The organism is Pseudoroseicyclus sp. H15, from assembly GCF_054353345.1.
Genome location: NZ_JBTHJE010000005.1, coordinates 340,675 through 366,935 on the forward strand (window position 1 = coordinate 340,675; position 26,261 = coordinate 366,935).

A 26,261-nucleotide genomic window follows, 5' to 3' on the forward strand; every position below is an offset into this window, starting at 1 on the left:
TAGGGCGGCGTTTGGACGGGGTCGGAATGCTCTGGCGGAGCAGCAAACCCGGGGGCACCATGGCCGACAGATCGAAGCAAACCGCACAAGGGCGCCGGGCATGATCGGGCCTGGTCTCGATCCCGCCGCCGCGCGCGCCGCCATGACGGAGGCCGTGCCGCTATTCGTCTTCGGCCCTTCCGCGCTGATGTACCAGGATGCCGCCGAGACGCAGCCGGTCGTCGCGGATGGTGACCCCGTGGCCGTCGTCTACGCCACCGGCCGGCCGCAGCTTGCGCCGCTGTCGGTGGCCAATGCGGGCTTCGACAGCGACCTCGCGGGCTGGGCCGTCGCCAATGGCACCGCCGTCTGGCTGGATGGCAAGGCGCGGGTGCAGCGGACCTCGACCACCGCCTCTCTGGCGCAGGGCTTCTCGCTGCAGGCCGGGCTGCGCTACCGCATCATGGCGGAGGCGGCTTGGGTGTCTGGCGGCTCCTGCTCCGCGGCGCTGGTGCTGCGCGCAGGGGAGGCGTGGACGACGACCAACCTCGCCTCGGTCGCGCTGGCCCCGGGCGCCTCGGGCCAGCTGGTGCTGGACTATACGCCGGCCGCCGACGGGCCGGTGCATCTGCATCTCTCGATCACCTCCGCTTCGGGTGTCGTCGATTTCGACGACGTCACACTCACCGCCGATCCGCGTTTGAAGATGGTCACCGATGTGCCCTCCCGCCGCCCGCTCTGGCGGAGCGATGGCGTGCGGCACTGGCTGGAGTTCGACGGCATCGACGATTGCCTCGAGTTGAACCTGCAGGGCTATGGCGAGGCGGATGCGGCGGGCGGCCTCTGGGCCGCCTACCGCCCGCTCAGCCTCGCCGGCGGCTTCGTCTGGTGCGCCGGGGCGCTGACCGAAAGCGCGACGGCGCTCGCCGCCTCCGCGGCTGGCGACAGCTTCCGCATCGGCGGCGAGGCGGGCAACGTCATGGATGCAGGCCTACACGACAAGGCCGCAGCGCTGGTGTGGGACAGGGGCGCCGGCACCGGCCTATTTGGCCGCGAGGGGGCGCTGACCGAGGCCGCGATCGGCAGCGAGAGCGCGCCGGGGGCGCTCGTGGTGGGCGCCCGGCTGAATGGCAGCCCGGCCTCGCCGCTGGCGATGCGGCTCTACGGGCTGGCGACAATGCAAGGCGCTGTGCCCGCCTCCCTGCGCGAGCGCACGTCGGCGCGGGTGGCGGCGCTGGGCCGCCACCGGCCGGGGCGGCGCCTTCGCGTGCTGCTGGTGGGCGGGCAGAGCAATGCCGACGGCCGTGTGGCCCTGGGCGACGGGCCGGCCTGGCTACAGGACGGCGTGGTCGACGGCGTGAGCTGCTGGACAGGTACGCGCCTGGAGGGGAGCTACTGGCTCAACCCCGCGGGGCCCGAGGGCAATGGCGCCAGCTTCGTCACCAGCGGCTCGGCCGGTTGCTTCGGCTTTGCCGACGTCGCAGCGAAAGAGCTGGCGGCGGCGATGGACGATCTCGTCATCTGCCGCGTTACCGAAGGCGGCACGGCGGTAGACCCGGGCATCAACCCGCGCGGCAGCTGGCATGCCGACGACGTCGCGATTCCCGCCGGCACGCCCCGCTTGCTGGCGGCGCTGGAAGCCCGATACGCCGCACTGCTCGCCTGGGCGGGGGCGCGCGGCATCGAAGTGGAGCCGCTGGCGCTGCTCTGGCACCAGGGCGAGGCCTCCGCCGCCTCCTCCAGCGCCGTCTTCCAGGCGCAGACAGAAGCGGTGTTCGCCTGCATCCGTGCCTTCACCGGCGCGCCGGAGCTGCCCGTGATCTCCGGAACGGTCAGCCACGCGAGCGCTCAATACGCGCCGGCCATTGAGGCGGCGATGCAGGCCATCGCAGCGTCGGACCCGGCGGTCGTCTACCGCGACAACTCCGCCGAAACCCTCTTCGACGGGCTGCATTTCGATGCGGCGGGGGCACTTGCTGTAGGGGCACAGTTAAGTCTGCAGTTGTTGGAGATGATCCGGGATTAGGTGGGAACAGGTAAAAACAGCCGGGAAAACAGGGGCCTGAGAGGCGGTGGAGTGTCCCGCGGCTGTGTGGGCTCTAGTTTTTCAGTAGGCGCGAAAATGGCCTGTTTCGCCGGCTGGAGGCCGATTTTGGCCAGCTCGAAGCCGCCGAACCTAAGTGTTGTTAAACACGACATAAAAGAGCGATCTGAGGGCCGATTTCTCCCTGGGGCGGCCCTCGGAACTGGGAACTGGCGTTCCCAGTTCGCTTTCGAGTTCCCAGAACGGGAATTCTGGCGTACAAACAGCAACTTGGTAAAGCGAGGCGCAATCGCCGGCGCCGCGGAACTGGGAACGGATTTGCCAGGAGCTGGCCTACCCGGCGGGCGAACATCGGAAGTGGCCGTTCGCGCCGGTCAGTCGATCTCATCTTGGAACGTGGCCAGGTCGACCTCGCCCTGGTAGCAGCGCAGCGCCCAGGCGTTGGTGAATTCCTCGGTGGCGATCTCTTGCGCGTCTTCCGACTGGTAGCGCGGCTGCTCGAAGGCCTCGATCACCATCGGGCGGATGCCGGCGAATTTTCCCAGGCCATCCATAAGCTCCACCATCGACATGGTGCCGCGCTGGCGGTTCTGCATGACCACCTCTGCAATCCCGGAAACGCCAGGGCAATCCGCTTCTTGGGAGAGAGCTGGTGGGGAGACTGAAACCAGATAGATGACTGGTAAGACGAAGGCCTTCATCACAAAGCTCCTAGTTCCAGGTATGCGCCGACCAACGTATTTCGCCGAGGATACGCAGGGCAGTCGCATCTACTCCTGAACGCAACTCTACCTGATAGGCTGGATTGTCCGAGCGAAGGATCACCAACCGCTTTTTCGGCAGCTCAAGTCTTTTCACTCTGAACGAGCCGTCGGTGTCAACGAAGGCGTAAACCCGGCCCGACTGCACGTCAGATCTCGCCATGTCGAACATCGCGGCATCGCCGTCTTCCAATGTCGGGGCCATGCTATCTCCGCGGATCGAAATCAGGCCCGCTTGGCTCGGCGATATTTGCTGCCGCTTGAGCCAATCTAGGCGGAAGGCAATTCTCCCCCTGACCTCCTCTTTGTCATCGAAGCTGCCGGGTCCTGCCGACCCCTCTGCAGCGTAGAGAGGCAGCGTAGAGAATTCCGCTCCCTGGACGTCGATTTCTCCGCCAGGTGGCTCAGCGGCGGACCCGAAGCTCAGTTCCAGCCCCAGGGCCCGCGAGATCTGCTCCGCTTTGTCTAGCCTCGGCGTCTGCGCCATCTGCTCATCGAGCATGCCTCGAAGGGACCAGCGCGCGAGACCGAGTTTCTGCTCAAAGGCACGCTGGCTCAGGCCGCTTTCCCTGAACTGCCGCAAAAGCTCCGAGCGGAGCACATCTGAAGCCGACATGTGCACAAACGTGCACATAGCGAAGCCGTGATGTCCCGTCACTCCCCGAAATACATCACAAACGAAATCCTACTAACAATTGTCTGAGCATGATCGTGCTTGACTGCTTGTGCATCATTATGCACAACATTGAGCATGTTGAACGAGCAGCAAATCATACGGCTCATCCAAGGGCTCGCTAACGCCAAGGGTTGGAGCCTTAGCCACGCCTCGCGCATGGCGAGCGGCAGCGGTGACACCGTAAATCGGCTCCAGGCTGGCATCGGCATGACGCTCCGCCGAGCGAATGCTGTGACGGTGCGCTGTGCTGAACTCTGGCCAGAAGACGAGCCCGCCTCTTGGCCGTCCGACATCCCCCGTCCCAGCAAGGAGAAGGTCCAATGACCGTCCGGCAATCCCGGCCGGCGCCGGATCGGCGTCGCCAACTTCGCGAGGTCGCAGAACTGCTGATGGAGCTGCTCTGCGCTCTCTGCCTCTTGGGCCTTGCCTACGCCTTCCTTCTGATCGGGTGGGCATTGTCATGAAACTCGGCCCCGAAGCGACCTTCGAGCGGATGACGGCGGCTCTGACGCGCGCGCTCGCCCTGCATGACCAGATCAGCCGCGACCCAGAGAGCGAGCGATCTCTGGTGCTCACCCAGAAGCGCCATGCCCACGAATTCGAAGCGGTGTTGGCCTTCGCCGACCTGCTGGAGAGCGGTGCGGTTGAGGACATCCAGGCCTTCCTCGCGACCACCTACGGGAGGCCTGCATGACCTTCAAAGTGAAGACCTTCGGCCCTGGCTGGGCCGTCTATCGTGGCGCGGAGCGGGTGACCTCCAGCTATCTCCACTTCGATCGCGCCGTTGCCGCCGCCGAGCGGCTGGAGAAGAAGAGCGAGGCCACCGAGAGGCCCTGCATCACCTGCAGCCGGCCCTTCCTCTCCGAGGGACCGGGCAACCGCATGTGCAATCCCTGCCGCGGTGGTGTCGGCCTCGACGACGGCATGCTCGTCCCCGTGAGTTTTCACGACGGCATGCCCCGCGGAAAGGGGCGTAACTGATGCATGCCGCTGGCCTCCAGTCTCCGCGCCTGCGGAGGGTGCTGACTGTCCTGAGCGACGGGCAGCCGCACTCGACCCGCCAGATCGTGCGCGAGGCGCGGGTGATGGCGGTGAGCGCGGCGGTGGCCGAGCTGCGGACCCATGGCGCGACCATCACCTGCGAGCGAGCCCACGACCACCGGGGCCTCCGGTTCGAATACACCATGACGAAGGCGCCAGACGATGCGTGAGCCCACGCTCCTCGAGATCCGCGACCTGGAGCCGGATGAGATCGACGTCTCGGGACGCATCCGCCCGGTCTCGAAGGCCGGCGTCGCCAGCCTCATCGCCTCGATCCAGGAGCTGGGGCTGGTGAAGGACGAGGTGATCGTCCGGCGGGTAAAGCACCAGGGTGGCAAGCTAAAGCTGATCGCCGGCGGCCACCGGGTGGAGGCCTGCCGCGAGATCGGACGCACCGTCCCGGCGAAGATCTTCGACTGCACCGACGACTGGGCGCGTCTGATGGAGCTCGACGACAACCTTGCTGGCGGCGAGCTCACGGTGCTCGACACCGCCATCTTCCTCGCCACCCGCAAGGAGGTTTACGAGCGGCTGCACCCAGAGGCGAAGCGTGGATATGCAGGCGGCAAGGCACGCCATGGTCAGCTAGCGGAACTCAGTTCCGTTAGCAGCTTCGCTAGTGCGACAGCGGAGAAGTTCGGAATCTCCGAGCGCCAGGTTCGGAAGATCGTCGCTGCCGGTCAGCATATCGCCCCTGAAGAGGCGCAGAAGCTCCGCGCCGCGCCCCGCCCGGTTGGCCTGGCCGATCTGCAGACCCTCGCCAAGATCGGTGACGCGCCCGAGCGCTATCACGTCCTCGCCGCTCTGGCGGGGGGCAAGAAGGCCTCCGAAGGGCGCCATCAATGGGCCGTACAACAGGGCCTTAAAGGCCCGAAAAAGAGCAACGTCGAGCAGCACCTCGCCGCCCTTCTCAATCCCTGGTCGCGCGCGCCGCTGGAAGCGAAGCGCCGGTTCGTCGCCACCCATGCCGAAGAGCTTCGCGGTCTTCTCGACGACCACGATACCGACGAGGGCGACGACGCATGAGCCGCGCCCCGACACAGATCTGGTGGAGTCCCTCGGAGCTGGGCGATGCCCGGCTACCGGATCTTCCGGCCACCAAGCGCGGTGTGACGAAGGTCGCCGAGCGGGAAGGGTGGGGGGCCGACCCGCAACGCGCGCGTCGCCGCAAGGGCAAGGGCGGCGGCTGGGAGTTCCACTGGACGCTCCTGCCGTCCCGAGCCCAGCAGGCGCTCCTTGCGAAGGCCGAGCGCGAAGAGCCCGCCGAGCCCGCCGCGCCGCTGTCCCGCGACGAGGCCTGGGGCGCCTTCGACGCGCTGCCCGAGGGACCGCGCGCCAGGGCGGCTGAGCGGCTCGGCGTCATCCAGGCGATCGAGGCGCTGGAGCGCGGCGGCGCGACCCGGTCCCGCGCCGTCGAAGCGGTAGCAACGGAGCGGGGCCTCAGCGCTCGCACGATCTGGAACTGGTTCGACGCCATCGCCGGCGTCCGCGAGGATGACCGTCTGCCCTATCTCGCCCCGCGCCACCGGGCGGCAAAGCGATCGATGCGACGCACTGCCGTGCATCCCGATTTCGCGAAGCTGATCCGCTCCGATTACCTGCGCCCGTCGCAACCGTCGCTGACTTCGGTCTATGACCGGGCCTGCCGGATCGCCGAGGCCGAGGGTATCCCGACCGTACCGCTGCACACGATCCGCCGTTGGGCCGAGCGCGAGATCACGCCTGAGGCTCTGGTGTTGGGCCGCAAGGGCTACGATGCCCTCAAGCGCCTCTACCCTGCCCAGACCCGCGACAAGACGGCCCTGCATGCGATGGAGGGCGTCAACGGCGACTTCCACCGCTTCGACGTTTTCGTCCGCTTCCCGGCCGGCCCTGGCGGCCAGCGGGAGGAGATCGCGCGGCCGCAGATGGTCGCCTTCCAGGACCTCTATTCGGGCCGGCTGCTTGCCTGGCGCCTTGATCGCACTGCCAACAGCCACGCCGTGCAGCTCTGCATCGGCGACATGATCAAGCGCTGGGGCATCCCCGAGCATGTCCTCCTCGACAACGGGCGCGAGTTCGCGGCCAAGGTGATCACCGGCGGCGCGCCGACGCGGTTTCGCTTCAAGGTGCGCGAGGACGACATGTCGGGCCTGCTGACCAGCCTCGGCTGCAAGATCCACTGGGCCACACCCTATGCGGGCCAGTCGAAGCCGATCGAGCGCGCCTTCCGCGACCTCTGCGACCGGGTGGCAAAGCATCCCGCCTTCGAGGGCGCCTATACCGGCAACCGGCCTGACGCGAAGCCCGAGAATTACGGCAGCCGGGCCGTGTCTCTTGCCGAGTTCACCGCGGTGCTGACGGACGAGATCGAGCGGCACAATCAGCGCCCCGACCGCCGCAGCGAAGTGGCCATGGGCCGCAGCTTCGCCGAGGTGTTCGACGAGAGCTACGCCACCGCGCCGATCCGCAAGGCGACGGAGGAGCAGCGCCGGCTCTGGCTCATGGGGGCAGAGGGCATCCGCGCCAACAGCCGCAACGGTGAGCTCCACTTCATGGGCAACCGCTACTGGTCCGACTGGATGATCGCCATCCGCGGTCAGCGGGTGACGGCCCGCTTCGACCGGGCGGCGCTCTGGGACGGGCTGCACCTCTATGACGCCGCCGGCGCCTATCTTGGCCATGCCGAATGCCAGGTGAAGGCGGGGTTCTTTGACATGGACGACGCCCGCAGCCACGCCCGCAATCGCCGCGAGTGGATGAAGGCGACGAAGGCCGAAGCAGCCGCCTATGAGCGCATGACGGCAGCCGAAGTCGCAGATGCCCTGCCCACGCCGCTGCCCGTCGGCGAGCCGGTGAAGGCCAAGGTCATCCGCCCGCTCTTCAACACCACCCGCGCCAATAAGCCTGCGCTGGAGCGGCCGGATGAGGCCGCCGCGCATCAGGCGGTGATTGCCGATCTCACAACCCGGCAGCCGAAGGCGGATGCCGGCACCGAGGAACCTCGCGAGCTTTACCGCCGCGCCCTCGACCTCGAGCGACGGCTCGCGGCGGGCGAGGCGGTGACCAAGGAGCAGCAGCTCTGGCTCGCGAGCTTCCAGAAGACGCCCGTCTACCGGGCATGGGCGGACATGGTCCGCGACTTCGGCGACGGCGCCCTCGGGTAACCCGATGCCGCAAGAAAAGGAGGGGAAGATGGAGCAGACAAGTTTCGGCACGATCGCACCACTGCGCAACGTCGCCGCCCTTGCAGCGCTGGTCGGGCGGCTGAAAGGCCGCAGCCTCGGCCTGCCGGGCATGGGCACGTTCTATGGCCCGTCAGGCTGGGGGAAGAGTACCGCCGGTATCTACGCGACGAACAAGTTCCAGGCCGTGACCGTCCAGGTGAAGTCAGTATGGACGCAGAAGAGCCTTTGCGAGGCCATCATCGCGGAGGCCAACATGCAGCCGCACCGGACGACCGGCCGGATGATCGAGCAGATCGGCATGTACCTCGCGCAGACCGACGTGCCGCTCATCATCGACGAGGCCGACTTCCTTGTGAAGCGCGGCATGATCGAGATCGTGCGCGACATCTACGAGAGCAGCCAGGCGCCGGTCATCCTCATCGGAGAGGAGAACCTGCCCCAGCACCTCATGAAATGGGAGCGGGTGCATGGCCGCATGCTCGATTGGGTGGCCGCCCAGCCTGCGGACATCGCCGATGTTGGCCACCTCGCCGCGCTCTATGCCAAGGGCATCAAGGTCGAGCGAGATCTGCAGCAGCGCATCCTGACCGCCTCCAAAGGCTCTATCCGCCGGATCAGCGTCAACCTCGACCGGGCGGCCGAGCGGGCGCGCAACCTCGGCAAGACCACGCTCAGCGTCGAGGATTGGGCTGGAGAGCTTTTCACGGGCGCCGCACCTGAAGCGCGCCGGTTCAGCGAGAGCACGAAGCGGGGGGCGGCATGAGCGATCCTCGCACATTCGGCGCCCAGGCGAACCAACCCGCACTCTGGGCGTCCTGCCGCAAGCTTAAGCGATTCACCCGCGCGGAGCTGCGCAAGGAAACCGGCCTCGGCACCTGGACGGTGGACACCTTCGTGCAGCGGCTCCTTGAGGCTCACACGCTCAAGGTGGCCGGTATGGAGGGCAGGGCGCAGATCCTCGAGGTAACCGACACCGAAGCCTACGAGTTGGCGCCCGCGCCGCGTGAGCAGAGCCCCAAGGGCAACATGTGGACGGCCATGCGCCATCTGCGAAGCTTCACCGTCCTCGACGTCTCGGCCAACGCCTCGACCGAAGAGGTGCATGTCAGCGAGGTCGAGGCCAAGAGCTACTGCCAAGCGCTCCTTCGGGCCGGCTACCTGCGAGTCATCAACACCGAGGTGCCGGGGCGACGCAGGGCTTCCTACCGTCTGATCCGCAATTCAGGGCCGCAGCCGCCGGCCCAGCGCCGCGTGACGGGCATCTATGATCCGAATGCCGGCGAGTGGACCTATCTGCCGGAGCCCACGTCATGAGCGCGGCCCTGCAGAAAGCCCGCGAGGCCTGGGGCGCCGAGTTGCCTGACTGGGTGGTCTCGCTGGCCGAAGCTTGCGCGGCGAGCAGCCAGAACAAGGTGGCGGCGCGCGTCGGCTATTCCGGCGCAGTGATCAGCGGCGTTCTTTCGCGGCGGTACCGTGGCGACATGAGCGCGGTCGAGGAGCGCGTCCGCGGCGCCCTCATGCGCGCCGTCGTCGATTGCCCGGCCCTGGGCGAGCTGCCCACCAACGAATGTGCCGACTGGCGCAAAAAGGCGCGGCAATTTTCAGGGCATAACAGCCAGCGGGTGCGCATGTACCGCGCCTGCCACGGCTGCCCGCGCTTCAAGAGGGAGCCCGAAGCATGAGTGGCGCTCCCCAGGTGCAGATGGAGGTCCAGCATGGCTGACTACTGGCCCGATTTCCCGCGCTGGAGCACCGCAGAAATGTACGCGCTCGCGCAGAGCGGGGTCTCGAAGGTCGACCTGCTCGGCCCGCGCGGCACCACGCTCTGCTCGATGGAGGAGATCGAAGCCATGGCGGCCGTTCTCGCGATCTCCGGCGCGATCCCCAAACCCCAAGACCGCATGCCGGCGCCTCCGGCGCCACAGCAGAAGGAGACCTGAGCCATGGATTACGACCACCCCGAGACACATGCCTGGCCCGACGGCCGGCAGGCAATCGACGGCCGCGACTACCTCGCCGACGCCAAGGGCGGGCTCGTCCCCGTCGAGCTGATCAAGCCCCAGCACCTTCTCGAGGACGAGGTGGTGCGGAAGATCATCCACTTCGCTACCGAGCTGTCCGCCCAGATCGCCCGCTTCAAGGACCACACCTTCAGCGACATCGGCGGGCTCGAGGCGCTGCTGGCGCAGGAGTACGGCGCCATGCTCGGCGGCCGGAAGGGCAACATGACCATCCAGACCCATGACGGGCTGATGAAGGTCCAGGTGCAGGTTGCCGACCATATCGACTTCGGTCCCGAGCTGCAGACCGCCAAGGGCCTCGTCGATGAATGCCTCAACGAGTGGGCGTCGAACGCCCGCTCGGAGATCCGCACTATCGTCACGCGCGCCTTCAACACCGACAAGGCGGGCCAGATCAACCGCTCAGAGATCTTCATGCTCCTCCGGTTGGAGATCGAGGACGCGCGCTGGAAGAGGGCTATGGAGGCGATCCGCGATGCCATGCGCGTCGTCGGCTCCAAGACCTATGTGCGCTGCTACCGCCGCGAGCGCTTTGATGGGCCCTGGCAGCCAATCACCATCGACCTGGCGAAGGCCTGAGCGATGAGAGCTCCCGGCATCCTTCCCAAGGCCAGCGCCGTGGCTCGCGAAGCCTGCCAGCCCTGCGTCGGCTGGTGGATCTTTCCGGCTGCCGTGTTTGGCGTCGCCTTTTGGCTCGGTGTCGGCTGGATGGTCTGGAGGAGCTTTGCATGAGCAAGAGCACCCTCCAGCGGAAGGTCCATCTCGCCTGCCGCGAGCTCGGCCTAGACGAGGACGCACGCCATGCCCTGCAGCTGCGCGTGACGGGCAAGGGCTCCATGCGCGACATGAGCGAGGGCGACCTCGCCGCCGTCGCCAAGGAGCTGGAGAAGGCTGGCTTCAAGCCGTCTTCAAAGGGGCGCCGCCCGCCTGCGCCGCGCGCCGATCTGAGGCTCATTCACGTCCTCTGGCGCATGCTCGGCGATGCGGGCGTTCTGACCCGGCCGGGGCGGCCAGGGCTCAACACCTTCATCCGCTCTCGCTTCGAGGCGACGTGGGGTTCGGTCCCGGCCGACATCGACATGCTGCGCGATCACGAGAAGATCGCCGCCGTCACCCAGGCGCTCAGGGACATGTGCCGCCGTCATGGTATCAAGGTGGAGAGGCGCCGGTGAGGAAGCCTTGGTTCCGCGTCTCCGACCGCGCCGTCATCCGCTATCTGGAGCATGTGCTTGGCCACGACATCGCGGCTCTCCGCCGCGAGATCAGCGCCCGCGCCGAGCGGGACGGTGCCGACTACCGCATCGCTGGCCGCACGATCACGAACATTATCCCCAAGAAGCTCACGCCCCCCGAAAGCGTCTCCGCGATCCAGCGCAGGGAGCTGGATGAATGACCGAGGAGCTGCCCCGCCCGCCGGCGCATATCGAGCGCTATGTCGAGCTCCTCGGCGTCGACGAAGCGATCCGCTTCTTTCTGACCTTCGGCGGGGCAGAGCTTTATATCGCCCGCAAGCCGACCAAGCGCTCCAAGCTGGTGCGGGAGATGGGCGAGGAGACGGCTCGGTCGATCGCCGCCAACGCCGATTACTTCCCGCGCCGAGTGCCGATCCCGAAGCCCTGGATCGCCGGTGTCTGGCGCGCGCGCGACTTGACGATCTCCGAGATCGCCACCCGGCTGCATGTCAGCGACAAGACGGTCTACGAGATGCTGAAACGACCCTTCGAGGGCGGGGGGCTGGATGAGGACGAGCGGCAGGGGAGATTGTTCTGATGCGCGTCCGCAAGAGGCATTCAGACAATACGTCGAGTTCGGACCCGCGGCGGCTCATAGGGTCGGTCCGGTTCGAAGGGGATGAATTTGTCGCAGGGGTTGCAGCGCTTTCCGGTGCCTTGGGGCTGAAGGAAGCTCCGAAGCCCTTTCTCGGCGCAATCGGGGCAGATGTAATGCGACGGCTCGCCCCGGCTCTCCTCCGTTTTGAGTTGGAGTACCAGCGCCCCGGCGGGCGTCTCCACCGGCTCGTATCGACGCTGAAGCTCAAAGCGGCGATCTTCCTCTATCATCGTGGCTTTAAGCTCCAGAAGCTGGTTTACCAGCGTCAGCTGCGCCGACTTCGCCTGGAGGAGCTGGTTGGTGAGTTCCGCAGCCAGATCGGCCGCCTCCCTCACCCTCTCCCCATCGCCGCCGGAGCGCTTGACCAGCTCCCCGATCTTTGCCGCCGCGCCAGCGCTGCCTGCGACGAGTTCGACCAGCTGCTGGCCCGACTGCAAAATGGCGTTCAATTCCACTGGAATCACCTTCCTCAGCTACTGCTCGAGGAGAATACCGCCCAGCACCCCAGTGCTGACAGCATTTCCAACGATACCTAGGAGAAGCTTCTCCGAGCCCTCTTGCTCCGCTAGCCTCAGCTGCATTGCGGCGACTGGGAGAGAAGCGTGAAAATCTACAACACTGTGAAGGGCCTGGACTGGGAGGATCGCGCAGCGCTCAAAGCTGCAAAAAGAGAGATGAAGTCCGTCTCAACGGCGCAACTCTATTTCACCATTTCAAGGTTCTCTGTTGACGCGTCGAACGCAAGCGATGCCGGAAGGAGCTATCAGAAGACTGTCGCTTTTTGTGAGGAGGAACTCTCGCGCCGCGCGCAGGCAGAAGCCCGAAAGCTGATGTGGATTGGTGGAGCGATCGCGCTGATATCGTCGATCATTGGGGGCATCGTCGGAGCGATCGTCTCGATCTGCGGCTGACGACCACCACACCCCCGTGTGGGTGTTTCCGATCCGCCGCAGGCGTGAGGTTCGGGGGGCAGATCGGAGGCCCCCATGCGCGACATCGTCACCTTCAAGAGAGGCTTTGCCGAAGGCATCGAATACCAGAAGGCCCGCTGGATCAACGGAAAGATCACGCCGACGCTGGCGGTGATCCACGACACCGCCAGCCCGCTCACTAAGGGCAACGTCGCCACCTACCTCCGCGACAACACCGCCAAGGTCTCCGTCCACTTCGTCATCGAGCGCGACGGCATCACGCTGCAGCAGGTGCCGATCGACCGCGGCGCCAATCATGCCGGCCGCTCGACCTATCACGGGCGGCCCAGCTGCAACGAGTTCTCGATCGGGATCGAGATGGTCAATCCCGGTAAGATGGAGCGCACCGCCCAGGGCGGCGCCCGCGCCTGGTGGGGTCAGACCTGGACGGCCGAGGAATGCGACGAGTTCGGCGTCGAGGAGCGCGAGACGCCCCAGCACGGCCGCGGCCTCTGGATGCCGCATACCGAGGCCCAGATCGCCTCGGCGCTGAGCCTCCTTCATGGGCTCTTCGCCCAGGTGAAGACGCTGCAGGACATCCAGCCGCATTGGTACATCTCGCCCGGCCGCAAGATCGACGTCCATCCGCTCTCGCCGCTCGGCTACATCCGGTCCCAGGTGCTCGGCCGCGAGGAGCCAGCAGAGGCCGCCGCCGACGAGGAGGCCCTCGATCTCGATGGCTTCGCGCGCATCGATGTGCCCGGCGACAGCCTCAACATGCGCCGCTGGCCGAGCTTCAATCCGAACGTTATCGCCTCGATCCCGCACTCCGCCATCGTTCCGGTCGTCAAGCAGGGCACCTTCGACGGGCGCCACTGGCTGAAGGTCGTCTACGCCGGCCAGGAGGGCTGGATCGTTTCCCGCTACACCGACGAGCTTTCGTCTGAGCCCACCAATCAGGAGACCTGAAATGCTCCCCAAGCTGTCCAACAACTCAGAGCTGCCCGATCTGCCGGCATGGCAGGCCCGCTCCTTCTGGGCGATGCTGCTCTCTGTCGTCGTGGTGCTCTGCACTTTGGTCGGTTTCGACGTGCTCGGCTGGCTCGGCGAGATCGGCGCCGGCGGGACCGAAGAAGCGGTGCTCGAGACTGGCGACCGCGTCGTCGCCGCCTGGCAACTGGTCGCCCCGCTGGTCCTCGGCTTCTGGGCGTGGATCGAGCGGCGCGCACCGAATTACCGCCTGGTCTGGCCCTGGTCGAAGAAGCGGGGCGAGAGCGCCGGCGACGGGGAACAGGCGGCGACCGTGGCTGACAACCCGGCGCATGTCGCGCGGCGCTGGATGGCCCTGCTTGTCGTCGCCTTTCTGTTCGGCGCGCTGTTTCTCGTGACCGCCTGGGCGTGGATCGTGGGGCGCATCGCCGCTCTGATCGACCTGCTTCGGGCGAAGCCGCGCCGAGCAGTCGCCGATATCTGACATGGATGCTGCGACCCTCGACCTCCAGCCCATCGTGGTCTGGGTGCTGGCCATCGGCACCCTGCTCAATTTCGGCACGACGATCTGGACGCTCGTCTCTGGGCCGACCCGGCGCAACGCGGCTCAGATCGCAGAACTCAGGGAGACCGAGACGAGGCTGGAGCTGAAGATCGCCAGCATCGAGCTGCGAATGCAGCACATGCCGGGGAGCGGTGACCTCGGCGCCATCAAGGAAACGCTGGCGAAGATGGCCGGCAATATCGAGCTGCTCGATGAGCGCATGAAGCCGATCGCGGCCATCTCCGACCGGCTGCAGGAGATGATGCTCCAGGGTGTCAGGATGAACGGGCAATGAAGGACATGGAGACCCTGATCCGCGAGCAAGCTCGGCTGATCGTGCTGAAAGCCCTCGCGGCCGACCCCGGCGAGACGCTCAACAGTGATTTGCTGCGCGAGGAGCTGAAGCCTTTCGGCATTCGCAAGGACCGCGCCTGGCTTCACCTGCAGCTCGACTGGATGGCCGAAGTTGGCGTCATCACCCTGCGCCAGGTTGGCACCGTGAAGGTGGCGACGCTCGCCCATGACGGCGCGCGCCACCTGGAGCGCGAGATTGCCGTAGAGGGCATCCAGCGCCCGTCCCGGCCGGGGGGCTGAGCCATGGCAAAGGGCGGGCGCAGCCGCGGTCGGGGGAGGCTCTCCTCGTTCGACCGGCTGCCGGACGAATGTGACGGCATACTCTCCTGGGCCGCGGCCGAGCTGTCCGGCCGCGACCGGACCCAGACCGAGATATATGCCGAGTTCGTGGAGCGCTGCGAGGCCCTGATGGCCGAGCACCGGGGCGAGCTTGAGTTCGACATCCCGGCCTTCAGCTCATTCAACCGCCACTCGATGCGGCTGGCGCGGCTGTCGCGTCGCCTCGACCAGACCCGAGAGATCGTGCGCAGCCTTAGCGGCACGTTCGATGCCAGCGATGCCGATGATCTGACCATCATGACGGCCGAGACGATCAAGAGCCTCGTCCTGCATATGCTCTCTGAAGGCGAGGAGGGGCTGGAGACGAAGGACGTCATGCAGTTGGCCTCCGCCTTCCGGCAGGCGGCCCAGGCGCAGAGCATTTCCACCGATCGCCGCCAGAAGGTGAACGCCGAATTCGACAGACGGGTCGGCGATGCGGTCGATACCGTCGCCAAGGCCAAGGGGCTCTCGGCCGAGGCGGCCGAGGCCATCAGGGCGGAGATCCTGGGGGTGGGGGCATGATCCGCGCCATCCACTTCTCCAGCGTCGAGAGCTTCGAGCAGCACAAGACGCCCGGCAGCATCCGCATCACCCCTCGCCAGGCGGCGGGCCTCTTCGAGCTGGCCTACTTCTGTCCCTGCGGCTGTGGCACCAGGAACTCGCTCCTGATCGGAGAAGGCTTCAAGCCCGAAGGGACGCGCGCCAGCTGGACCTGGAACGGCTCTCGCTCCGAGGCCGGACTGGAGCCCTCCGTCCACCAGGTGGGTCACTGGCACGGGCACCTGCGCAATGGCTACTGGCGCGAGGTGGGTGAGGCATGAGCGCCCCGATCAGCAAAGCGGAATGGGAGCGCCAGAGGCGCGAGGCGACCGAGGTCATCCCCGGCCTCGTCGAGGAGGTCGGCCTGCCGAAGGTGCTGCTGCCCTATCAGCAGAAGACGGTCGGTCTGCTCGACAGCGCCTCCACCCAGGTGCTCTTCGTCGAGAAGAGCCGCCGGATCGGCCTGACTTGGGGGCTGGCCGCCTATGCCGTCCTGCGCGCCGGCCGGCAGCGCAAAGCCGGCGGCATGGACGTCATGTACATCTCCTACAGCCAGGAGATGACGCGGGAGTTCATCGACGCCTGCGCCATGTGGGCGCGCGCCTTCAACACGGCCGCTTACGCCGTCGACGAGACGCTGTTCGATGACAGCGATGCCGAGGGCGAGAAGTCCATCAAGGCCTTCCGCATCGGCTTCGCGAGCGGCTTCGAGATCATGGCGCTCTCCTCGGCTCCGCGCGGACTGCGCGGCAAGCAGGGCGTCGTCATCATCGACGAGGCCGCCTTCGTCGATGCGCTGGCCGAGCTCCTGAAAGCCGCTCTGGCGTTTCTCATGTGGGGCGGCCAGGTGGTGGTCTGCTCGACGCATGACGGCGTGGACAACGCCTTCAATGCCACGGTCCAAGACATCCTCGGGGGCCGGCTGCCATACGCCCACCTTCGTATCGACTTCGATCGGGCGCTGCGCGAGGGGCTCTATGAGCGCATTTGCCTCGTCTCGGGCCGGGAATGGACGGCCGAGGGCGAGGCCGCCTGGCGGCAGGACATCATCGACTTCTATGCCGACGGCGCCGACGAGGAACTCTTCTGCATTCCGAGCCAGGGCTCCGGTACCTGGCTGGCGGCGCCGCTGATCGAAGCGCGCATGACGGCCGACGCGCCGGTGCTGCGTCTCGACCTGCCACCCGACTTCCTGCAGCGGCCAGAGCTGGAGCGGCGTTCGCTCGTGCGGCCTTTCATGGAGGAGCTGGAGGCGGCGCTGGAGACGCTCGACCTCGACCCTCACTTCGCTTTCGGCTTCGACTTCGGCCGCGTGGCGGACCTTTCAACGGGCTCTTTGCTGGCCATTGAACGGATGCTGAAACGCCGCGAGGCGCTCTCCTTCGAGCTGCGCGGCGTCCCCGGCGATGAGCAGAAGGCAATCGTCAAAGCGATTCTCGGTCATGTGCGCGCCCGGCTTGTTGGCGCGGCCTTCGATGCCACCGGCATGGGCTGGACCGTGGCCGAGGACATGGGCCGCCTTTTTGGCCTGCGCGAGACCGAGGACAGCTCGGGCCTGGTGATGGCGATCAAGTTTTCCCAAGACTGGTACCGGGTGAACATGCCGCCGCTGAAGACAGCCTTCGAGGACAACGCGATCGCCATCGCGCCCGACGATGCCCACCTCGGCGATCTCCGCCTGGTGAAGGTGATCCGCGGCATTCCGATGCTGCCTAAAACTCGCGAGGGCGAGAAGGGCCAGCGCCGCCACGGCGATTATGCGATCGCCCTGGCGCTCGCGCACTACGCCTCGCGCATGCGCTGGAGCGAGTACGGCTACCGCCCGGCGGTGACCCGCGAGCCCGAGCCGGGCCGTATGCAGATGCAGCGGCACCATGACGACGACAGGCGCCGCCGGAGCCCGATGGCCTCGCCGCTCGGCACCCGGATCAGGGGGACGATCTGATGGCCGACACGAAGCACAGCTTCGACCCGATCACCGGGTGGTGCCTGCGCTGCGGGCAGGCGCGCCATGCCATCGCCGACGGCGAGATTTCTTACCTATGCGACGCCGGCCCGACAGTGGTCGCCATCTCGCATCAGGTCCGAGGCCAGATGTTCGCGGTGGCGGCTGAACGAATGACGAGGAGAACCTGATGGCCCGCACACCCCAACTCCTTGACCACCTCGGCCGCCCCGTGAAGCGCGCCGTTCTGTCCGAAGAGATCTCCGCCGCCCGCGTCGGCAGTGCCCGCTCGCCGATCGCCGGCACCCCTGCGAACGGGCTCGATCCGGTGCGCCTTGCCTCGATCCTGCGCGCGGCCGACCAGGGCGACCCGCTCCAGTATCTCGAGCTCGCAGAGGTCATTGAGGAGCGTGACCCGCATTACCTGGGCGTGCTAGGCACAAGGAAGCGCTCCGTCAGCCAGATCGAGATCACCGTTGAGGCGGCGAGCGACGCGTCCCATGACGTGATGCTGGCCGACATGGTGCGCGATTGGCTGAAGCGCGACGAGCTGACCCTCGAACTCTTCGACGTGCTCGATGCCATCGGCAAGGGCTTCTCCTTCACCGAGATCATCTGGGAGGTGTCCGAGGGCCAGTGGCGCCCCCAGCGGCTCGAATTCCGCGACCCCCGCTGGTTCCGCTTCTCCCGCGACGATCTGGTGACGCCGGTGATGATCGGCGATGACGGGCAGGAGCAGGATCTGCAGCCCTGGAAGTTCATCGTGCCGCGCATTCAGGCGAAGTCCGGTCTGCCGCTGCGGAGCGGCCTGGCGCGCGTTGCGAGCTGGGGCTGGATGTTCAAGGCCTACACCCAGCGCGACTGGGCCATCTTCACCCAGACCTACGGCCAGCCCGTTCGCGTCGGCAAATTCGGGCCGGGCGCCTCCGAGAGCGACAAGGATACGCTCTTCAATGCCGTGGCCAACATCGCCGGCGATTGCGCGGCGATCATTCCCGAGAGCATGGCGATCGACTTCGTCGAGGCGAGCAACGTCGGCTCCAGCACCGCGCTCTACAAGGAGCGAGCGGATTGGCTTGATCAGCAGATCTCCAAGGCCGTCCTCGGCCAGACCGCCACGACCGATGCGATCGCCGGCGGCCATGCCGTGGGGCAGGAGCATCGGCAGGTGCAGGAGGACATCGAGCGGGCCGATGCCAAGGCGCTCGCCGCCGCGCTCAACCGCGACCTGGTCATCCCGTGGGTCCAGCTGGAGCATGGGCCGCAGAAGCGCTACCCTCGGATCGTCATCGCCCGGCCGGAGGCGGAGGATCTCGACCTGCTCACCCGCTCGGTCGCCCGGCTGGTACCGCTCGGCTTCAGGGTCTCGGCCTCGGACCTGCGTGACAAGCTCGGCCTGCCCGATCCGGGCGAAAAAGACGACCTTTTGCACCCTGCCGTGCGCCGAACCACGCCGCCCGCGGTCCCTGTCAAACCGACTTCGCCAATTAAACGGTTTTCCGGGCCGATTAAACAGCAGGTCGGGTCCGAGGGCACACCGGGGGCGCTCCAGGCAGAAGGCGCCTCAGCGGGCCTTACAGCGCCTCTGAGCCCCGTGGCCTCTCAGGCCGATCAACTCGCGGTAGAGGCTCGGCCGGCGATGGAGATGATGCTGGCGCAGATCGAGGCGATGGTCGCCAAGGCGACGGACTTCGATGAGCTGATGGCGATGGTGAATGCGGGCTTCGGCACGATCGACAATTCCGACCTGGCCGAAGTGCTCGGCCGGGCCATGATGGCGGCAAGCGTGGCCGGCCGGGTGGCGGTAGACGAGGAGGGGCAAGATGCCTGAGACGGCCTTCGGCGGGATCTTCGGCCGACCGTTCCTCGAGCAGCTGATCGCGCTCAAGCTCCGCACCGCCAATCTGGTGCCCACCGCCGCCTGGGACGATCTGTGGCAGGAGCAGCACCAGCGCGCCTTCGCCGTCGCCGGCGCCACGAAGGCCGACCTCTTGGCGGATCTCGCCGAGGCGATCGAGAAGGCGGTCGCCCAGGGCACGACCTTCGACACGTTCAAGAGGGATTTCCGCCGCATCGTCGAGGACAACGGCTGGCACGGCTGGACGGGCGAAGGGACGGCTGCCGGCGAGGAATGGCGGATGCGGACCATCTATCGCACCAACATCCGCACCTCCTACCAGGCCGGCCGCTTTGCGCAGCTGAAGGCCGGCGGCTTCAAGTTCTGGGTGTACCGCCACTCGGGGGCGGTGGAGCCGCGCCTCGATCACCTTTCCTGGGACGGACTGGTGCTGCCGGCCGGCCACCCCTTCTGGACCACCCACTTCCCGCCCAACGGCTGGGGCTGCGGCTGCGAGGTGCGCGGGGCGATGAGCCTGGCGTCCGCCGTTATCCAGGGCGGCGATCTTACCAAGACACTTCCCGAGGACTGGAACAAGATCGATCCGCGCACCGGGGCGCCGGCGGGCGTCGGCAAGGGCTGGGCCTATGCGCCCGGCGCCGATGTGGCCGATGACGTGAACCGCATCGCCGCTGCCGTGAAGGCGCGGGTGCCGAAGCCGATCGGCGAGGCGCTGCTGGCCGCCATCGCTGAAGAGATCGGCCGGGCTGCCTGATGCGGCTGGAGATCGACGATGCCGACCTGCTCGCGGCGCTGAATGCGCTGGACGACGGGCTGACCGACCAGAGCCCGGTCATGAACCAGCTCGGCGACTACCTCGCCGGCTCGGCGCGCGATCGCATCGAGAACGGCGTCGATGTGGACGGCAACCCCTTCGCGACGCTCGCGCAGACCACCCTCGACCGCTACGCCAAATCGACCCCGCCGAAGGTCTCGCGCTCGCCGCTCTGGCAATCGGGCATGTTCCGCCGGGGCCTCTTCCACGACAGCGGCCCCGACTTCGTCGAATGGGGTTCCAATGCGATCCAGGCGGCGATCATGCAGTTCGGCGCCGAGAAGGGGGCCTTCGGCCAGACCAGTCGCGGCGCTCCGATCCCCTGGGGCAACATTCCGGCCAGGCCCTTCATCGGCGTCTCCGACGACGACGAGACCGCGATGGTCGCGCTCATCGAGGAGTGGCTCGAGTCTGGAGCGGACGACGCAGGATAATCGGTGTCGGTCCTTCTGGAGTTGTCGGCCGGTGCCCCAAACCGGCCATCTTTCGACAATAAACCAGACGTGACGGAAGGAGGCGCTGTGTGGTTCACGGGCAGTGCGGCAATGGTGGTGACCTAGGTCGAAGAGGAAAAGGCTGTGCGGTTCAATGTGATCATCGTGGTGCTGGCCACGTTAGCCTTTGTTTTCCTGCACTACATCGATTTTTTTGACCTGCTCTATGAAGAGTCTCGGCACTACGAGCACCTTGAACTCGACGAGCTGTTCAACCTCTTCATCGTTGCCGTACCAGCGCTGGCTATCATTTTGGCGGCCCGCTCACGACGGCTGGCAAGGGAGGTCGCAATGCGGCGCGAGGCGGAAGATGAAGCCTCGATCCTTGCGAACTTCGACCCACTGACTGGCATGGCAAACCGCCGCATGTTCCTTGCCGAGTTTCGGAACAGGCTTTCCGCGGCAGCTGACCTCAACAAAGAGCTCAATTTGATGGTGATCGACTTGGATCGCTTCAAGTCGATAAACGATTTTTACGGCCATGCGGCTGGCGACGAGTTGCTGCGCACTGTCGCAGCGCGGATCCGGAGAAACGTCCGGGATGGTGACCTGGTCGCACGCCTAGGCGGAGACGAGTTCGCGGTCCTCAGCATCAGAAACGACAAGGATGACGCTCTCTTCGGGATATTGGATCGGTTGGTCACGGCGATCAGCCAGCCGATGCAATTCGGCCAGTACCACGTCGGAATAACCTGTAGCATCGGCGCGGCGCGGTACCCGTCAGACGGCAGTGATGAAGACGTGCTCACGAAGCACGCCGACCACGCATTGTATCAAGCAAAGTCAGCGGGAAAGAACCGATACGCCGTTTTCGATGAGACGCTGGCAGATTCTATCGCAGAGCGACAGGCTTTGGAGCGCGATCTGAAGGTGGCTCTCTCCGACGGTACCGGCGAGATCGTCCCATTTTTTCAGCCTATCCTAGAGCTAGCGACCAATCGCATTTTGCAGTTTGAGGTCCTCGCTCGATGGAACCACCCGCAGCGGGGTCTCATCGAGGCAAAGGATTTCGCCACCATGGCCGAGGATATCGGAATGGCGGACCAGCTCTACCTCGCGATGCTGAGGGGCGCATGTCTCGCCGCACGAGGATGGGATAAGGCGATCGCCATCTCGGTGAACCTATCGCCTGCCCAGTTCGCTGACAAAGATCTGGTCAGAAAGACGCTTCACGTGTTGAGTGAGACGGACTTTTCGCCTGAGCGGCTCGAGCTGGAGGTCACGGAGACCTCAATCGTACAGGACTTCGGTCAAGCTCAGCACGTTATAAAAGGGCTGAAGGCGGCAGGCATTCGTGTGGCTCTGGATGACTTCGGTATCGGTTATTCCGGCCTGCGCCACCTTCACAATCTCACCCTCGACAAGATCAAGATTGATCGGAGCTTTCTCGCCCCGTCGTTTTCGCCTACGGACACCAATATCATCGTCTCCGCTGTCATAGACCTCGGGCATAACCTTGGCCTGACCGTCGTCGCGGAAGGAATTGAAGACACGACCCAAGCTAGCTGGCTGAGCGCCCGAGGCTGCGATCTCGGTCAGGGCTACTTGTTTTCGCAACCTCTGACCGCCGATGATGCCGCGATAATCGCAAGAGATGGCATCGCTTGTTCTCCGCTAAAGGGGCTGTAACAGGCCCTACTTGACCCACTTTGGTTGGCCTGCCACGGTCACCTGCCTGCCTTTGCGATCAAGCCCCTCACCCCGGTGTGGGTGTTTCGACCTTCGCCGCTCGGCGATGGTCTGCAGCATGAACAAGCTCATCTCGACAGCCCTCTGCTTCGATCTGCCCGCCGGCGACGCGCCGGATTGGGTGCATCTGCTGCCGGCTGGCGAGAATGGCCAGATCAAGTCGTTCGACGCGCGTGGGCCCTACGAGGCCAAAGACCTGCAAGCCATCGTCGATGCCAGCATGGCCAGCCCGCGCGGCATGGTCATCGACGTCAATCACTCCACCGACCTTGCCGCGCCCCTGGGCGGTGAAGCGCCCGCCCGCGGTTGGATCAAGGAGCTGCAGGCGCGCGACGACGGCATCTGGGGCCGGGTCGAATGGACCGACGAAGGCCGCCAGATGGTCGCCTCGCGCTCCTATCGCATGCTCAGCCCGGTGATCGGGCTGGCCGCCAAGGGCAGCAAGCGGATCGTGTCGATCCTGCGCGCCTCCCTCGTCAATCGGCCGAACCTGCAAGGTCTGGCCGCTCTCAACTTCGAACAAGAGGAGGAGCCGATGGGCTTCCTGCAAACCATGGCCGAGCTTCTTGGCCAGCCGGATGACGCCACCGAAGCAGACATCACCGCCGCTGCGGAAAAGGCGTTCGCCAAGCCGGCCGAGCCTGCGGCGGAAACCGAGCTGCAGTCGCAGCTGGGCGAGATCGCCAAGGCGCTCGGCGTGGCCGACGGCGGCGACATCCTGGCGGCGGCCAAGAGCGCCGCCGCGCCGGCCGAGATCGCGGCGCTGCAGGCGGAGATCACCACCATGGCGACGCAGCTCAACCAGCTGCAGGCCGACGGCAAGCGCGGCAATGCCGAGGCCTTCGTCGACGCCGAGATCGCCAAGGGCCGTGTCGGCCTCAAGCCGCTTCGTGAGCGCTACGTGGAGCTCTGCATGAGCGACCCGGCCGCCGGCAAGGAGCTGGTCGAAGGCCTGCCGATCCTCACCCCCGGCGCCAACCCCCGGATCGTCACGCCCCCGAAGGAGGGCGAGATCCAGCTCAACGCCGAGCAGGAGGCTGCGGCCAAGGCGATGGGCATGTCCACCGAGGCCTTCGCAAAGGCCCTCGCTGACGAGCAGAAGGAGGTCCTCTGATGGCCCGCACAACCCCTCGCGACACGCCGGCGAAGATGGCCGGCATCCGCAACGGCGCCCTTGCCGCCAGCGCCCTCGCCTTTGCCGGTGCGCTGCTCATGCGCAACGCCGCCGGCTACCTGCTGCCCGGTGCCACCGCGACCGGCTCCGTCGGCGTCGGCCGGATCAGCAAGACCGCCGACAATAGCGGCGGCAGCGCCGGCGATCTCGCCGTCGATTTCGAGGAAGGTGTCTTCCTCTTCGACAATTCCGCCTCGGGTGACGCCATCACCATCGCTGACATCGGCGAGGTGGCCTGGATCGTCGATGACGAGACGGTCGCCAAGACGGACGGCACGGGTACGCGCTCGCCCGCCGGCATCATCCAGGACGTGAGCGCCGCCGGCGTTTGGGTCCGCTTCGACGAGGCGCTGACGCGCGCGGCCATGGTGGCCGACGAAGCGCTCGCCACCGCCAGCGCCTGAGGAGGCCAACCATGCTTATCACAGCGACCGCCCTGGACGCGCTCCGCACCGGCTTCAAAGCCAGCTTCAAGAACGGCCTCGGCCGCGCCGAGGATCAGTGGAAGCGCATCGCCACCGAGGTGCCGTCCTCGACCGGCTCCAACACCTACGGCTGGCTCGGCAAGTTCCCGCAGATGCGGGAATGGATCGGCGAGCGCATCATCCGCAATCTCGCCGAGCACGGCTACACGATCGTCAACCGCGACTTCGAGGACACCGTCGCCGTCGACCGCAACTCGATCCTCGACGACGAACTCGGCATCTATGGGCCGATGTTCGAGGGCCTGGGCGAGGCGGCCGCGAACCTGCCCAGCAAGCTCGTCTTCGTCGAGGCGCTGAAAGCCGGCTTCACCAACCTCTGCTATGACGGCCAGTACTTCTTCGACAGCGACCATCCGGTGCTGGACGAGAATGGCGTCGCCGTCTCGGTCAGCAACACCGGCGGCGGCTCCGGCGCCCCCTGGTTCCTGATCGACGCCAATCGGGTGCTGAAGCCGATCATCTTCCAGAACCGCCAGCCCTTCGACCTGGTGGCGCTGGACCGGCCCACCGACCCGAACGTCTTCAGCCGGAAGCAATTCTTCTATGGCTCCGACGGGCGCTGCAATGTCGGCTACGGCTTCTGGCAGATGGCCTATGGCTCGAAGCAGCCGCTGACCGCCGCGAACTACGCCGCCGCCCGCGCCGCGATGGGCAGCTTCAAGGGCGATTACGGCGCGCCGCTTGGCATCCGGCCGACGCTCCTGGTCGTCCCGCCCTCGCAGGAGAGCGCGGCCATGAAGATCCTCAACAACGAGATGGCCGCCGGTGGCGAGACCAACGAGTGGAAGGGCACGGCCGAGCTTCTCGTCGTTCCCTGGCTCGCCTGAAAGGAGACCTGATCCATGGCGAAATCGACCAACACGAAGCCGGCTGACGACAAGAAGCCGGCGACCACCCAGGGCGGGGCCAAGCCGGCTGATGGCACGACGCCGGCGACCGGCGCTGACAGCAGTCCGGCCTCGACCAAGCCGGGCCAGGCGGCGCCGCCGAGCCCGCCGTCTCCCGGCCCCACGGGCTCCGCCGACACGTCGGACGCGACCGATGCCGAGCAGTTGATCGCGCCCCCGCCCCAGGGCGAGGCGCCGACGGCCGTGGCGGCCAAGGCGGCTGCCGATCGTGAGGCTGCCGCTCGTGCCGCGGCTTCGAAGTCAGCAGATACGCCGGCTGACGAGACCTCGATGGTGGTCCAGGTGGTCGGCCCCGAGAAGGGCTTCCGCCGTGCTGGGCGCCTGTTTGGGCGGACGCCCGTGGTGATCCGCGTCGCCGACCTCGGCCATGGCGATCTCGACGCGATCCTGACCGAGCCGAAGCTCGTGGCGCTCGTCCGCCCGGCCGCCCCCGGCGAGTGACCATGTCGCCCTCCGCCTTCCGCCGGTCCCACCCGCACTGGTCCAACCTCTCCCGACGGACGGTGCTGGATCTGATGCGGGACATGGGATTGCGGAAAGGCCGGGCCCAGGCCGAGTAGCCTTCCGGCCCCCGCTTTCCCTCGGGGGGGCCGTTTTGCCGGGGACGCCCGGTCTGCCGTGCGGCGGTGCGCCGCCGCCGGCATCTCTCTTCAACGCCCTTTGAACGGGCCTTTCACGGATGATGCCGGCGCATGGCCTATACGAGCCTTCAGGATCTGGAAGACCGCTTCGGCGCGCAGCTAATTCTGCAGCTTGCCGATCGTGCGACCCCGCCTGCCGGCGCGCCAGACGCCGCTGTCATCGGCCAGGCGATCGAGGACACCGATGCCCTGATCGATGGGTATCTGAAGGGCCGCTACAAGCTGCCGCTCGTCAATGTGCCGGCACTGGTGGCGACGCTCGCGGGCGAGATCGCGATCTACAAGCTCCATATCTATGAGCCGAACCCCAAGATCGCCGACGATTACAAGATGGCCATAAAGGGCCTCGAGGCCATCGCAGCCGGCCGCATCCGCCTCGATGTGGAGGGCGTCGAGCCCGAGACCTCCGGCCAGTCCGGCGCCCGCCTGACCGATCGCGAGCGGCCGATGACGGAAGCCAAGATGAAGGGCTTCATCTGATGCTGCCCGAGGTCAAGGCGCGTCTGCAGGCCGAGGTCACCGGCCTGCACTCGATCGGGACGGCGGGCACGCTGGCGGCACTGGTCAGCCAGAATACGCTGCCACAGCAAACGCCGGCGGCGATCCTGCTGCCGTTGGGCTTGAGAGGCGCCGGTGTCCAGTCGGCCGCCGGTTCATACACCCAGGCGACCGAGGAGGTCATTGGGGTGCTGCTGGTGTTCCGCATCACCGATCCCACCGCCGCCACGGCGCTCGAGGATCTCGGCGGTTTTCGCGACCAGGTCATCGCCGCCCTGGCCGGCTGGGCGCCTGATGACACCGTCGGCGTCTTCGCGCTTCGGCGCGCCGCCATCGTCGCCGTCCAGAACGGCATCGTCACCTACCAGATCGAGATGGCCATCACGGATCAGCTGAGGATCGACACATGACCAAGACCCCGAAGAAGCCGGCGCGCCGGACGCTGCCCACCGAGGGCGGCTCTTACCGCGTCGAGGGCGGCAAGGCGGCGCTCGTCGCCCGCACTGAACCCGCCCAGAAGAAACCCGACCAGGCGGCGGCGCCCGCCTCGGCCGATGAGAAGAAGGAGGGCTGAGG

Annotated in this window: 37 protein-coding genes; 34 read left to right on the top strand and 3 right to left on the bottom strand. The window is 66.5% G+C overall.

Annotated features, from left to right (window positions below; all coding sequences use genetic code 11):
• Positions 1 to 100 precede the first annotated feature (100 nt).
• Positions 101 to 2,005 (top strand): sialate O-acetylesterase, encoded by a 1,905-nt coding sequence (locus ACXN5S_RS12375; RefSeq protein WP_458605740.1) that lies wholly within the window; start codon positions 101 to 103, stop codon positions 2,003 to 2,005.
• Between the two features lie 392 nt (positions 2,006 to 2,397).
• Here ACXN5S_RS12375 and ACXN5S_RS12380 read toward each other — a convergent pair whose 3' ends face one another.
• Positions 2,398 to 2,619, bottom strand: coding sequence for a hypothetical protein (locus tag ACXN5S_RS12380; protein ID WP_458605741.1), 222 nt, complete (start codon positions 2,617 to 2,619; stop codon positions 2,398 to 2,400).
• 115 nt (positions 2,620 to 2,734) lie between these two features.
• On the bottom strand, positions 2,735 to 3,400 hold the full coding sequence (locus ACXN5S_RS12385; protein WP_458605742.1) for a LexA family transcriptional regulator: 666 nt from the start codon (positions 3,398 to 3,400) through the stop codon (positions 2,735 to 2,737).
• Positions 3,401 to 3,920: 520 nt separating this feature from the next.
• Between ACXN5S_RS12385 and ACXN5S_RS12390 the strand changes: the two genes are divergently transcribed.
• The 13 genes from ACXN5S_RS12390 to ACXN5S_RS12450 all read left to right on the top strand — a co-directional run bounded on the left by ACXN5S_RS12390 (position 3,921) and on the right by ACXN5S_RS12450 (position 11,459).
• Complete coding sequence (locus ACXN5S_RS12390) at positions 3,921 to 4,154, top strand: hypothetical protein (protein ID WP_458605743.1); 234 nt, start codon at positions 3,921 to 3,923, stop codon at positions 4,152 to 4,154.
• Positions 4,151 to 4,441: a hypothetical protein gene (locus ACXN5S_RS12395; RefSeq protein WP_458605744.1), complete on the top strand. Its 291-nt coding sequence runs from the start codon at positions 4,151 to 4,153 to the stop codon at positions 4,439 to 4,441. Before ACXN5S_RS12390 ends, ACXN5S_RS12395 begins: the two co-directional genes overlap by 4 nt.
• Before the next feature lie 38 nt (positions 4,442 to 4,479).
• Positions 4,480 to 4,671 (top strand): hypothetical protein, encoded by a 192-nt coding sequence (locus ACXN5S_RS12400; protein WP_458605745.1) that lies wholly within the window; start codon positions 4,480 to 4,482, stop codon positions 4,669 to 4,671.
• Positions 4,664 to 5,527, top strand: a complete 864-nt coding sequence (locus tag ACXN5S_RS12405; RefSeq protein ID WP_458605746.1) for a ParB/RepB/Spo0J family partition protein — start codon at positions 4,664 to 4,666, stop codon at positions 5,525 to 5,527. Before ACXN5S_RS12400 ends, ACXN5S_RS12405 begins: the two co-directional genes overlap by 8 nt.
• A complete protein-coding gene (locus tag ACXN5S_RS12410; protein ID WP_458605747.1) occupies positions 5,524 to 7,647 on the top strand; it encodes a transposase domain-containing protein in 2,124 nt (707 codons plus the stop codon). The genes ACXN5S_RS12405 and ACXN5S_RS12410 overlap by 4 nt, the downstream gene beginning before the upstream one ends.
• Before the next feature lie 28 nt (positions 7,648 to 7,675).
• Complete coding sequence (locus ACXN5S_RS12415) at positions 7,676 to 8,431, top strand: AAA family ATPase (RefSeq protein WP_458605748.1); 756 nt, start codon at positions 7,676 to 7,678, stop codon at positions 8,429 to 8,431.
• Positions 8,428 to 8,982, top strand: a complete 555-nt coding sequence (locus ACXN5S_RS12420) for a hypothetical protein (RefSeq protein WP_458605749.1) — start codon at positions 8,428 to 8,430, stop codon at positions 8,980 to 8,982. Before ACXN5S_RS12415 ends, ACXN5S_RS12420 begins: the two co-directional genes overlap by 4 nt.
• Positions 8,979 to 9,350: a hypothetical protein gene (locus ACXN5S_RS12425; RefSeq protein ID WP_458605750.1), complete on the top strand. Its 372-nt coding sequence runs from the start codon at positions 8,979 to 8,981 to the stop codon at positions 9,348 to 9,350. Before ACXN5S_RS12420 ends, ACXN5S_RS12425 begins: the two co-directional genes overlap by 4 nt.
• Positions 9,351 to 9,383: 33 nt before the next feature.
• Positions 9,384 to 9,608, top strand: coding sequence for a hypothetical protein (locus tag ACXN5S_RS12430; RefSeq protein WP_458605751.1), 225 nt, complete (start codon positions 9,384 to 9,386; stop codon positions 9,606 to 9,608).
• Positions 9,609 to 9,611: 3 nt separating this feature from the next.
• Positions 9,612 to 10,268 (top strand): DUF3164 family protein, encoded by a 657-nt coding sequence (locus tag ACXN5S_RS12435; RefSeq protein WP_458605752.1) that lies wholly within the window; start codon positions 9,612 to 9,614, stop codon positions 10,266 to 10,268.
• A 149-nt stretch (positions 10,269 to 10,417) separates the two neighbouring features.
• Positions 10,418 to 10,861: a phage protein GemA/Gp16 family protein gene (locus ACXN5S_RS12440; RefSeq protein WP_458605753.1), complete on the top strand. Its 444-nt coding sequence runs from the start codon at positions 10,418 to 10,420 to the stop codon at positions 10,859 to 10,861.
• Positions 10,858 to 11,082: a hypothetical protein gene (locus tag ACXN5S_RS12445; RefSeq protein ID WP_458605754.1), complete on the top strand. Its 225-nt coding sequence runs from the start codon at positions 10,858 to 10,860 to the stop codon at positions 11,080 to 11,082. The genes ACXN5S_RS12440 and ACXN5S_RS12445 overlap by 4 nt, the downstream gene beginning before the upstream one ends.
• On the top strand, positions 11,079 to 11,459 hold the full coding sequence (locus ACXN5S_RS12450) for a helix-turn-helix domain-containing protein (RefSeq protein WP_458605755.1): 381 nt from the start codon (positions 11,079 to 11,081) through the stop codon (positions 11,457 to 11,459). The genes ACXN5S_RS12445 and ACXN5S_RS12450 overlap by 4 nt, the downstream gene beginning before the upstream one ends.
• 20 nt (positions 11,460 to 11,479) lie before the next feature.
• On the opposite strand, the gene ACXN5S_RS12455 is transcribed toward ACXN5S_RS12450, so the two are convergent.
• The gene (locus tag ACXN5S_RS12455; RefSeq protein WP_458605756.1) at positions 11,480 to 11,974 is read right to left on the bottom strand and encodes a hypothetical protein; all 495 of its coding nucleotides are present in this window, start codon (positions 11,972 to 11,974) and stop codon (positions 11,480 to 11,482) included.
• A 147-nt stretch (positions 11,975 to 12,121) separates the two neighbouring features.
• Between ACXN5S_RS12455 and ACXN5S_RS12460 the strand changes: the two genes are divergently transcribed.
• From ACXN5S_RS12460 to ACXN5S_RS12555, 20 genes are all read left to right on the top strand, one after another.
• The gene (locus ACXN5S_RS12460; protein WP_458605757.1) at positions 12,122 to 12,430 is read left to right on the top strand and encodes a hypothetical protein; all 309 of its coding nucleotides are present in this window, start codon (positions 12,122 to 12,124) and stop codon (positions 12,428 to 12,430) included.
• A gap of 75 nt (positions 12,431 to 12,505) precedes the next feature.
• Positions 12,506 to 13,399, top strand: a complete 894-nt coding sequence (locus ACXN5S_RS12465) for an N-acetylmuramoyl-L-alanine amidase (protein WP_458605758.1) — start codon at positions 12,506 to 12,508, stop codon at positions 13,397 to 13,399.
• A 1-nt stretch (position 13,400) separates the two neighbouring features.
• Complete coding sequence (locus ACXN5S_RS12470; RefSeq protein ID WP_458605759.1) at positions 13,401 to 13,904, top strand: hypothetical protein; 504 nt, start codon at positions 13,401 to 13,403, stop codon at positions 13,902 to 13,904.
• Between the two features lies 1 nt (position 13,905).
• Positions 13,906 to 14,259 (top strand): hypothetical protein, encoded by a 354-nt coding sequence (locus ACXN5S_RS12475; RefSeq protein ID WP_458605760.1) that lies wholly within the window; start codon positions 13,906 to 13,908, stop codon positions 14,257 to 14,259.
• Positions 14,260 to 14,264: 5 nt separating this feature from the next.
• The gene (locus tag ACXN5S_RS12480; RefSeq protein ID WP_458605761.1) at positions 14,265 to 14,558 is read left to right on the top strand and encodes a VpaChn25_0724 family phage protein; all 294 of its coding nucleotides are present in this window, start codon (positions 14,265 to 14,267) and stop codon (positions 14,556 to 14,558) included.
• A 3-nt stretch (positions 14,559 to 14,561) separates the two neighbouring features.
• Positions 14,562 to 15,161, top strand: a complete 600-nt coding sequence (locus ACXN5S_RS12485) for a phage protein Gp27 family protein (RefSeq protein ID WP_458605762.1) — start codon at positions 14,562 to 14,564, stop codon at positions 15,159 to 15,161.
• Positions 15,158 to 15,460 carry a DUF6527 family protein gene (locus ACXN5S_RS12490; RefSeq protein ID WP_458605763.1) on the top strand — a complete coding sequence of 101 codons (303 nt, stop codon included), beginning with the start codon at positions 15,158 to 15,160 and terminating at the stop codon, positions 15,458 to 15,460. Before ACXN5S_RS12485 ends, ACXN5S_RS12490 begins: the two co-directional genes overlap by 4 nt.
• Positions 15,457 to 17,124, top strand: coding sequence for a terminase large subunit domain-containing protein (locus tag ACXN5S_RS12495; protein ID WP_458605764.1), 1,668 nt, complete (start codon positions 15,457 to 15,459; stop codon positions 17,122 to 17,124). Before ACXN5S_RS12490 ends, ACXN5S_RS12495 begins: the two co-directional genes overlap by 4 nt.
• Positions 17,124 to 17,315: a hypothetical protein gene (locus tag ACXN5S_RS12500; RefSeq protein WP_458605765.1), complete on the top strand. Its 192-nt coding sequence runs from the start codon at positions 17,124 to 17,126 to the stop codon at positions 17,313 to 17,315. Before ACXN5S_RS12495 ends, ACXN5S_RS12500 begins: the two co-directional genes overlap by 1 nt.
• On the top strand, positions 17,315 to 18,955 hold the full coding sequence (locus ACXN5S_RS12505) for a DUF935 domain-containing protein (RefSeq protein WP_458605766.1): 1,641 nt from the start codon (positions 17,315 to 17,317) through the stop codon (positions 18,953 to 18,955). Before ACXN5S_RS12500 ends, ACXN5S_RS12505 begins: the two co-directional genes overlap by 1 nt.
• On the top strand, positions 18,948 to 19,736 hold the full coding sequence (locus ACXN5S_RS12510; RefSeq protein ID WP_458605767.1) for a phage head morphogenesis protein: 789 nt from the start codon (positions 18,948 to 18,950) through the stop codon (positions 19,734 to 19,736). Before ACXN5S_RS12505 ends, ACXN5S_RS12510 begins: the two co-directional genes overlap by 8 nt.
• Positions 19,736 to 20,230, top strand: coding sequence for a phage virion morphogenesis protein (locus tag ACXN5S_RS12515; RefSeq protein WP_458605768.1), 495 nt, complete (start codon positions 19,736 to 19,738; stop codon positions 20,228 to 20,230). Before ACXN5S_RS12510 ends, ACXN5S_RS12515 begins: the two co-directional genes overlap by 1 nt.
• A 144-nt stretch (positions 20,231 to 20,374) precedes the next feature.
• Positions 20,375 to 21,919, top strand: coding sequence for a putative bifunctional diguanylate cyclase/phosphodiesterase (locus ACXN5S_RS12520; protein WP_458605769.1), 1,545 nt, complete (start codon positions 20,375 to 20,377; stop codon positions 21,917 to 21,919).
• A gap of 118 nt (positions 21,920 to 22,037) precedes the next feature.
• Positions 22,038 to 23,093, top strand: a complete 1,056-nt coding sequence (locus ACXN5S_RS12525; RefSeq protein ID WP_458605770.1) for a phage protease — start codon at positions 22,038 to 22,040, stop codon at positions 23,091 to 23,093.
• Positions 23,093 to 23,557, top strand: coding sequence for a hypothetical protein (locus ACXN5S_RS12530; RefSeq protein WP_458605771.1), 465 nt, complete (start codon positions 23,093 to 23,095; stop codon positions 23,555 to 23,557). The genes ACXN5S_RS12525 and ACXN5S_RS12530 overlap by 1 nt, the downstream gene beginning before the upstream one ends.
• A gap of 11 nt (positions 23,558 to 23,568) precedes the next feature.
• On the top strand, positions 23,569 to 24,465 hold the full coding sequence (locus ACXN5S_RS12535; RefSeq protein WP_458605772.1) for a Mu-like prophage major head subunit gpT family protein: 897 nt from the start codon (positions 23,569 to 23,571) through the stop codon (positions 24,463 to 24,465).
• A gap of 15 nt (positions 24,466 to 24,480) precedes the next feature.
• Positions 24,481 to 24,987 (top strand): hypothetical protein, encoded by a 507-nt coding sequence (locus ACXN5S_RS12540; protein ID WP_458605773.1) that lies wholly within the window; start codon positions 24,481 to 24,483, stop codon positions 24,985 to 24,987.
• Between the two features lie 251 nt (positions 24,988 to 25,238).
• Positions 25,239 to 25,667, top strand: coding sequence for a gp436 family protein (locus tag ACXN5S_RS12545; RefSeq protein WP_458605774.1), 429 nt, complete (start codon positions 25,239 to 25,241; stop codon positions 25,665 to 25,667).
• On the top strand, positions 25,667 to 26,095 hold the full coding sequence (locus ACXN5S_RS12550) for a phage tail terminator protein (RefSeq protein WP_458605775.1): 429 nt from the start codon (positions 25,667 to 25,669) through the stop codon (positions 26,093 to 26,095). Before ACXN5S_RS12545 ends, ACXN5S_RS12550 begins: the two co-directional genes overlap by 1 nt.
• Positions 26,092 to 26,259, top strand: coding sequence for a hypothetical protein (locus ACXN5S_RS12555; protein WP_458605776.1), 168 nt, complete (start codon positions 26,092 to 26,094; stop codon positions 26,257 to 26,259). Before ACXN5S_RS12550 ends, ACXN5S_RS12555 begins: the two co-directional genes overlap by 4 nt.
• Positions 26,260 to 26,261: the final 2 nt, after the last annotated feature.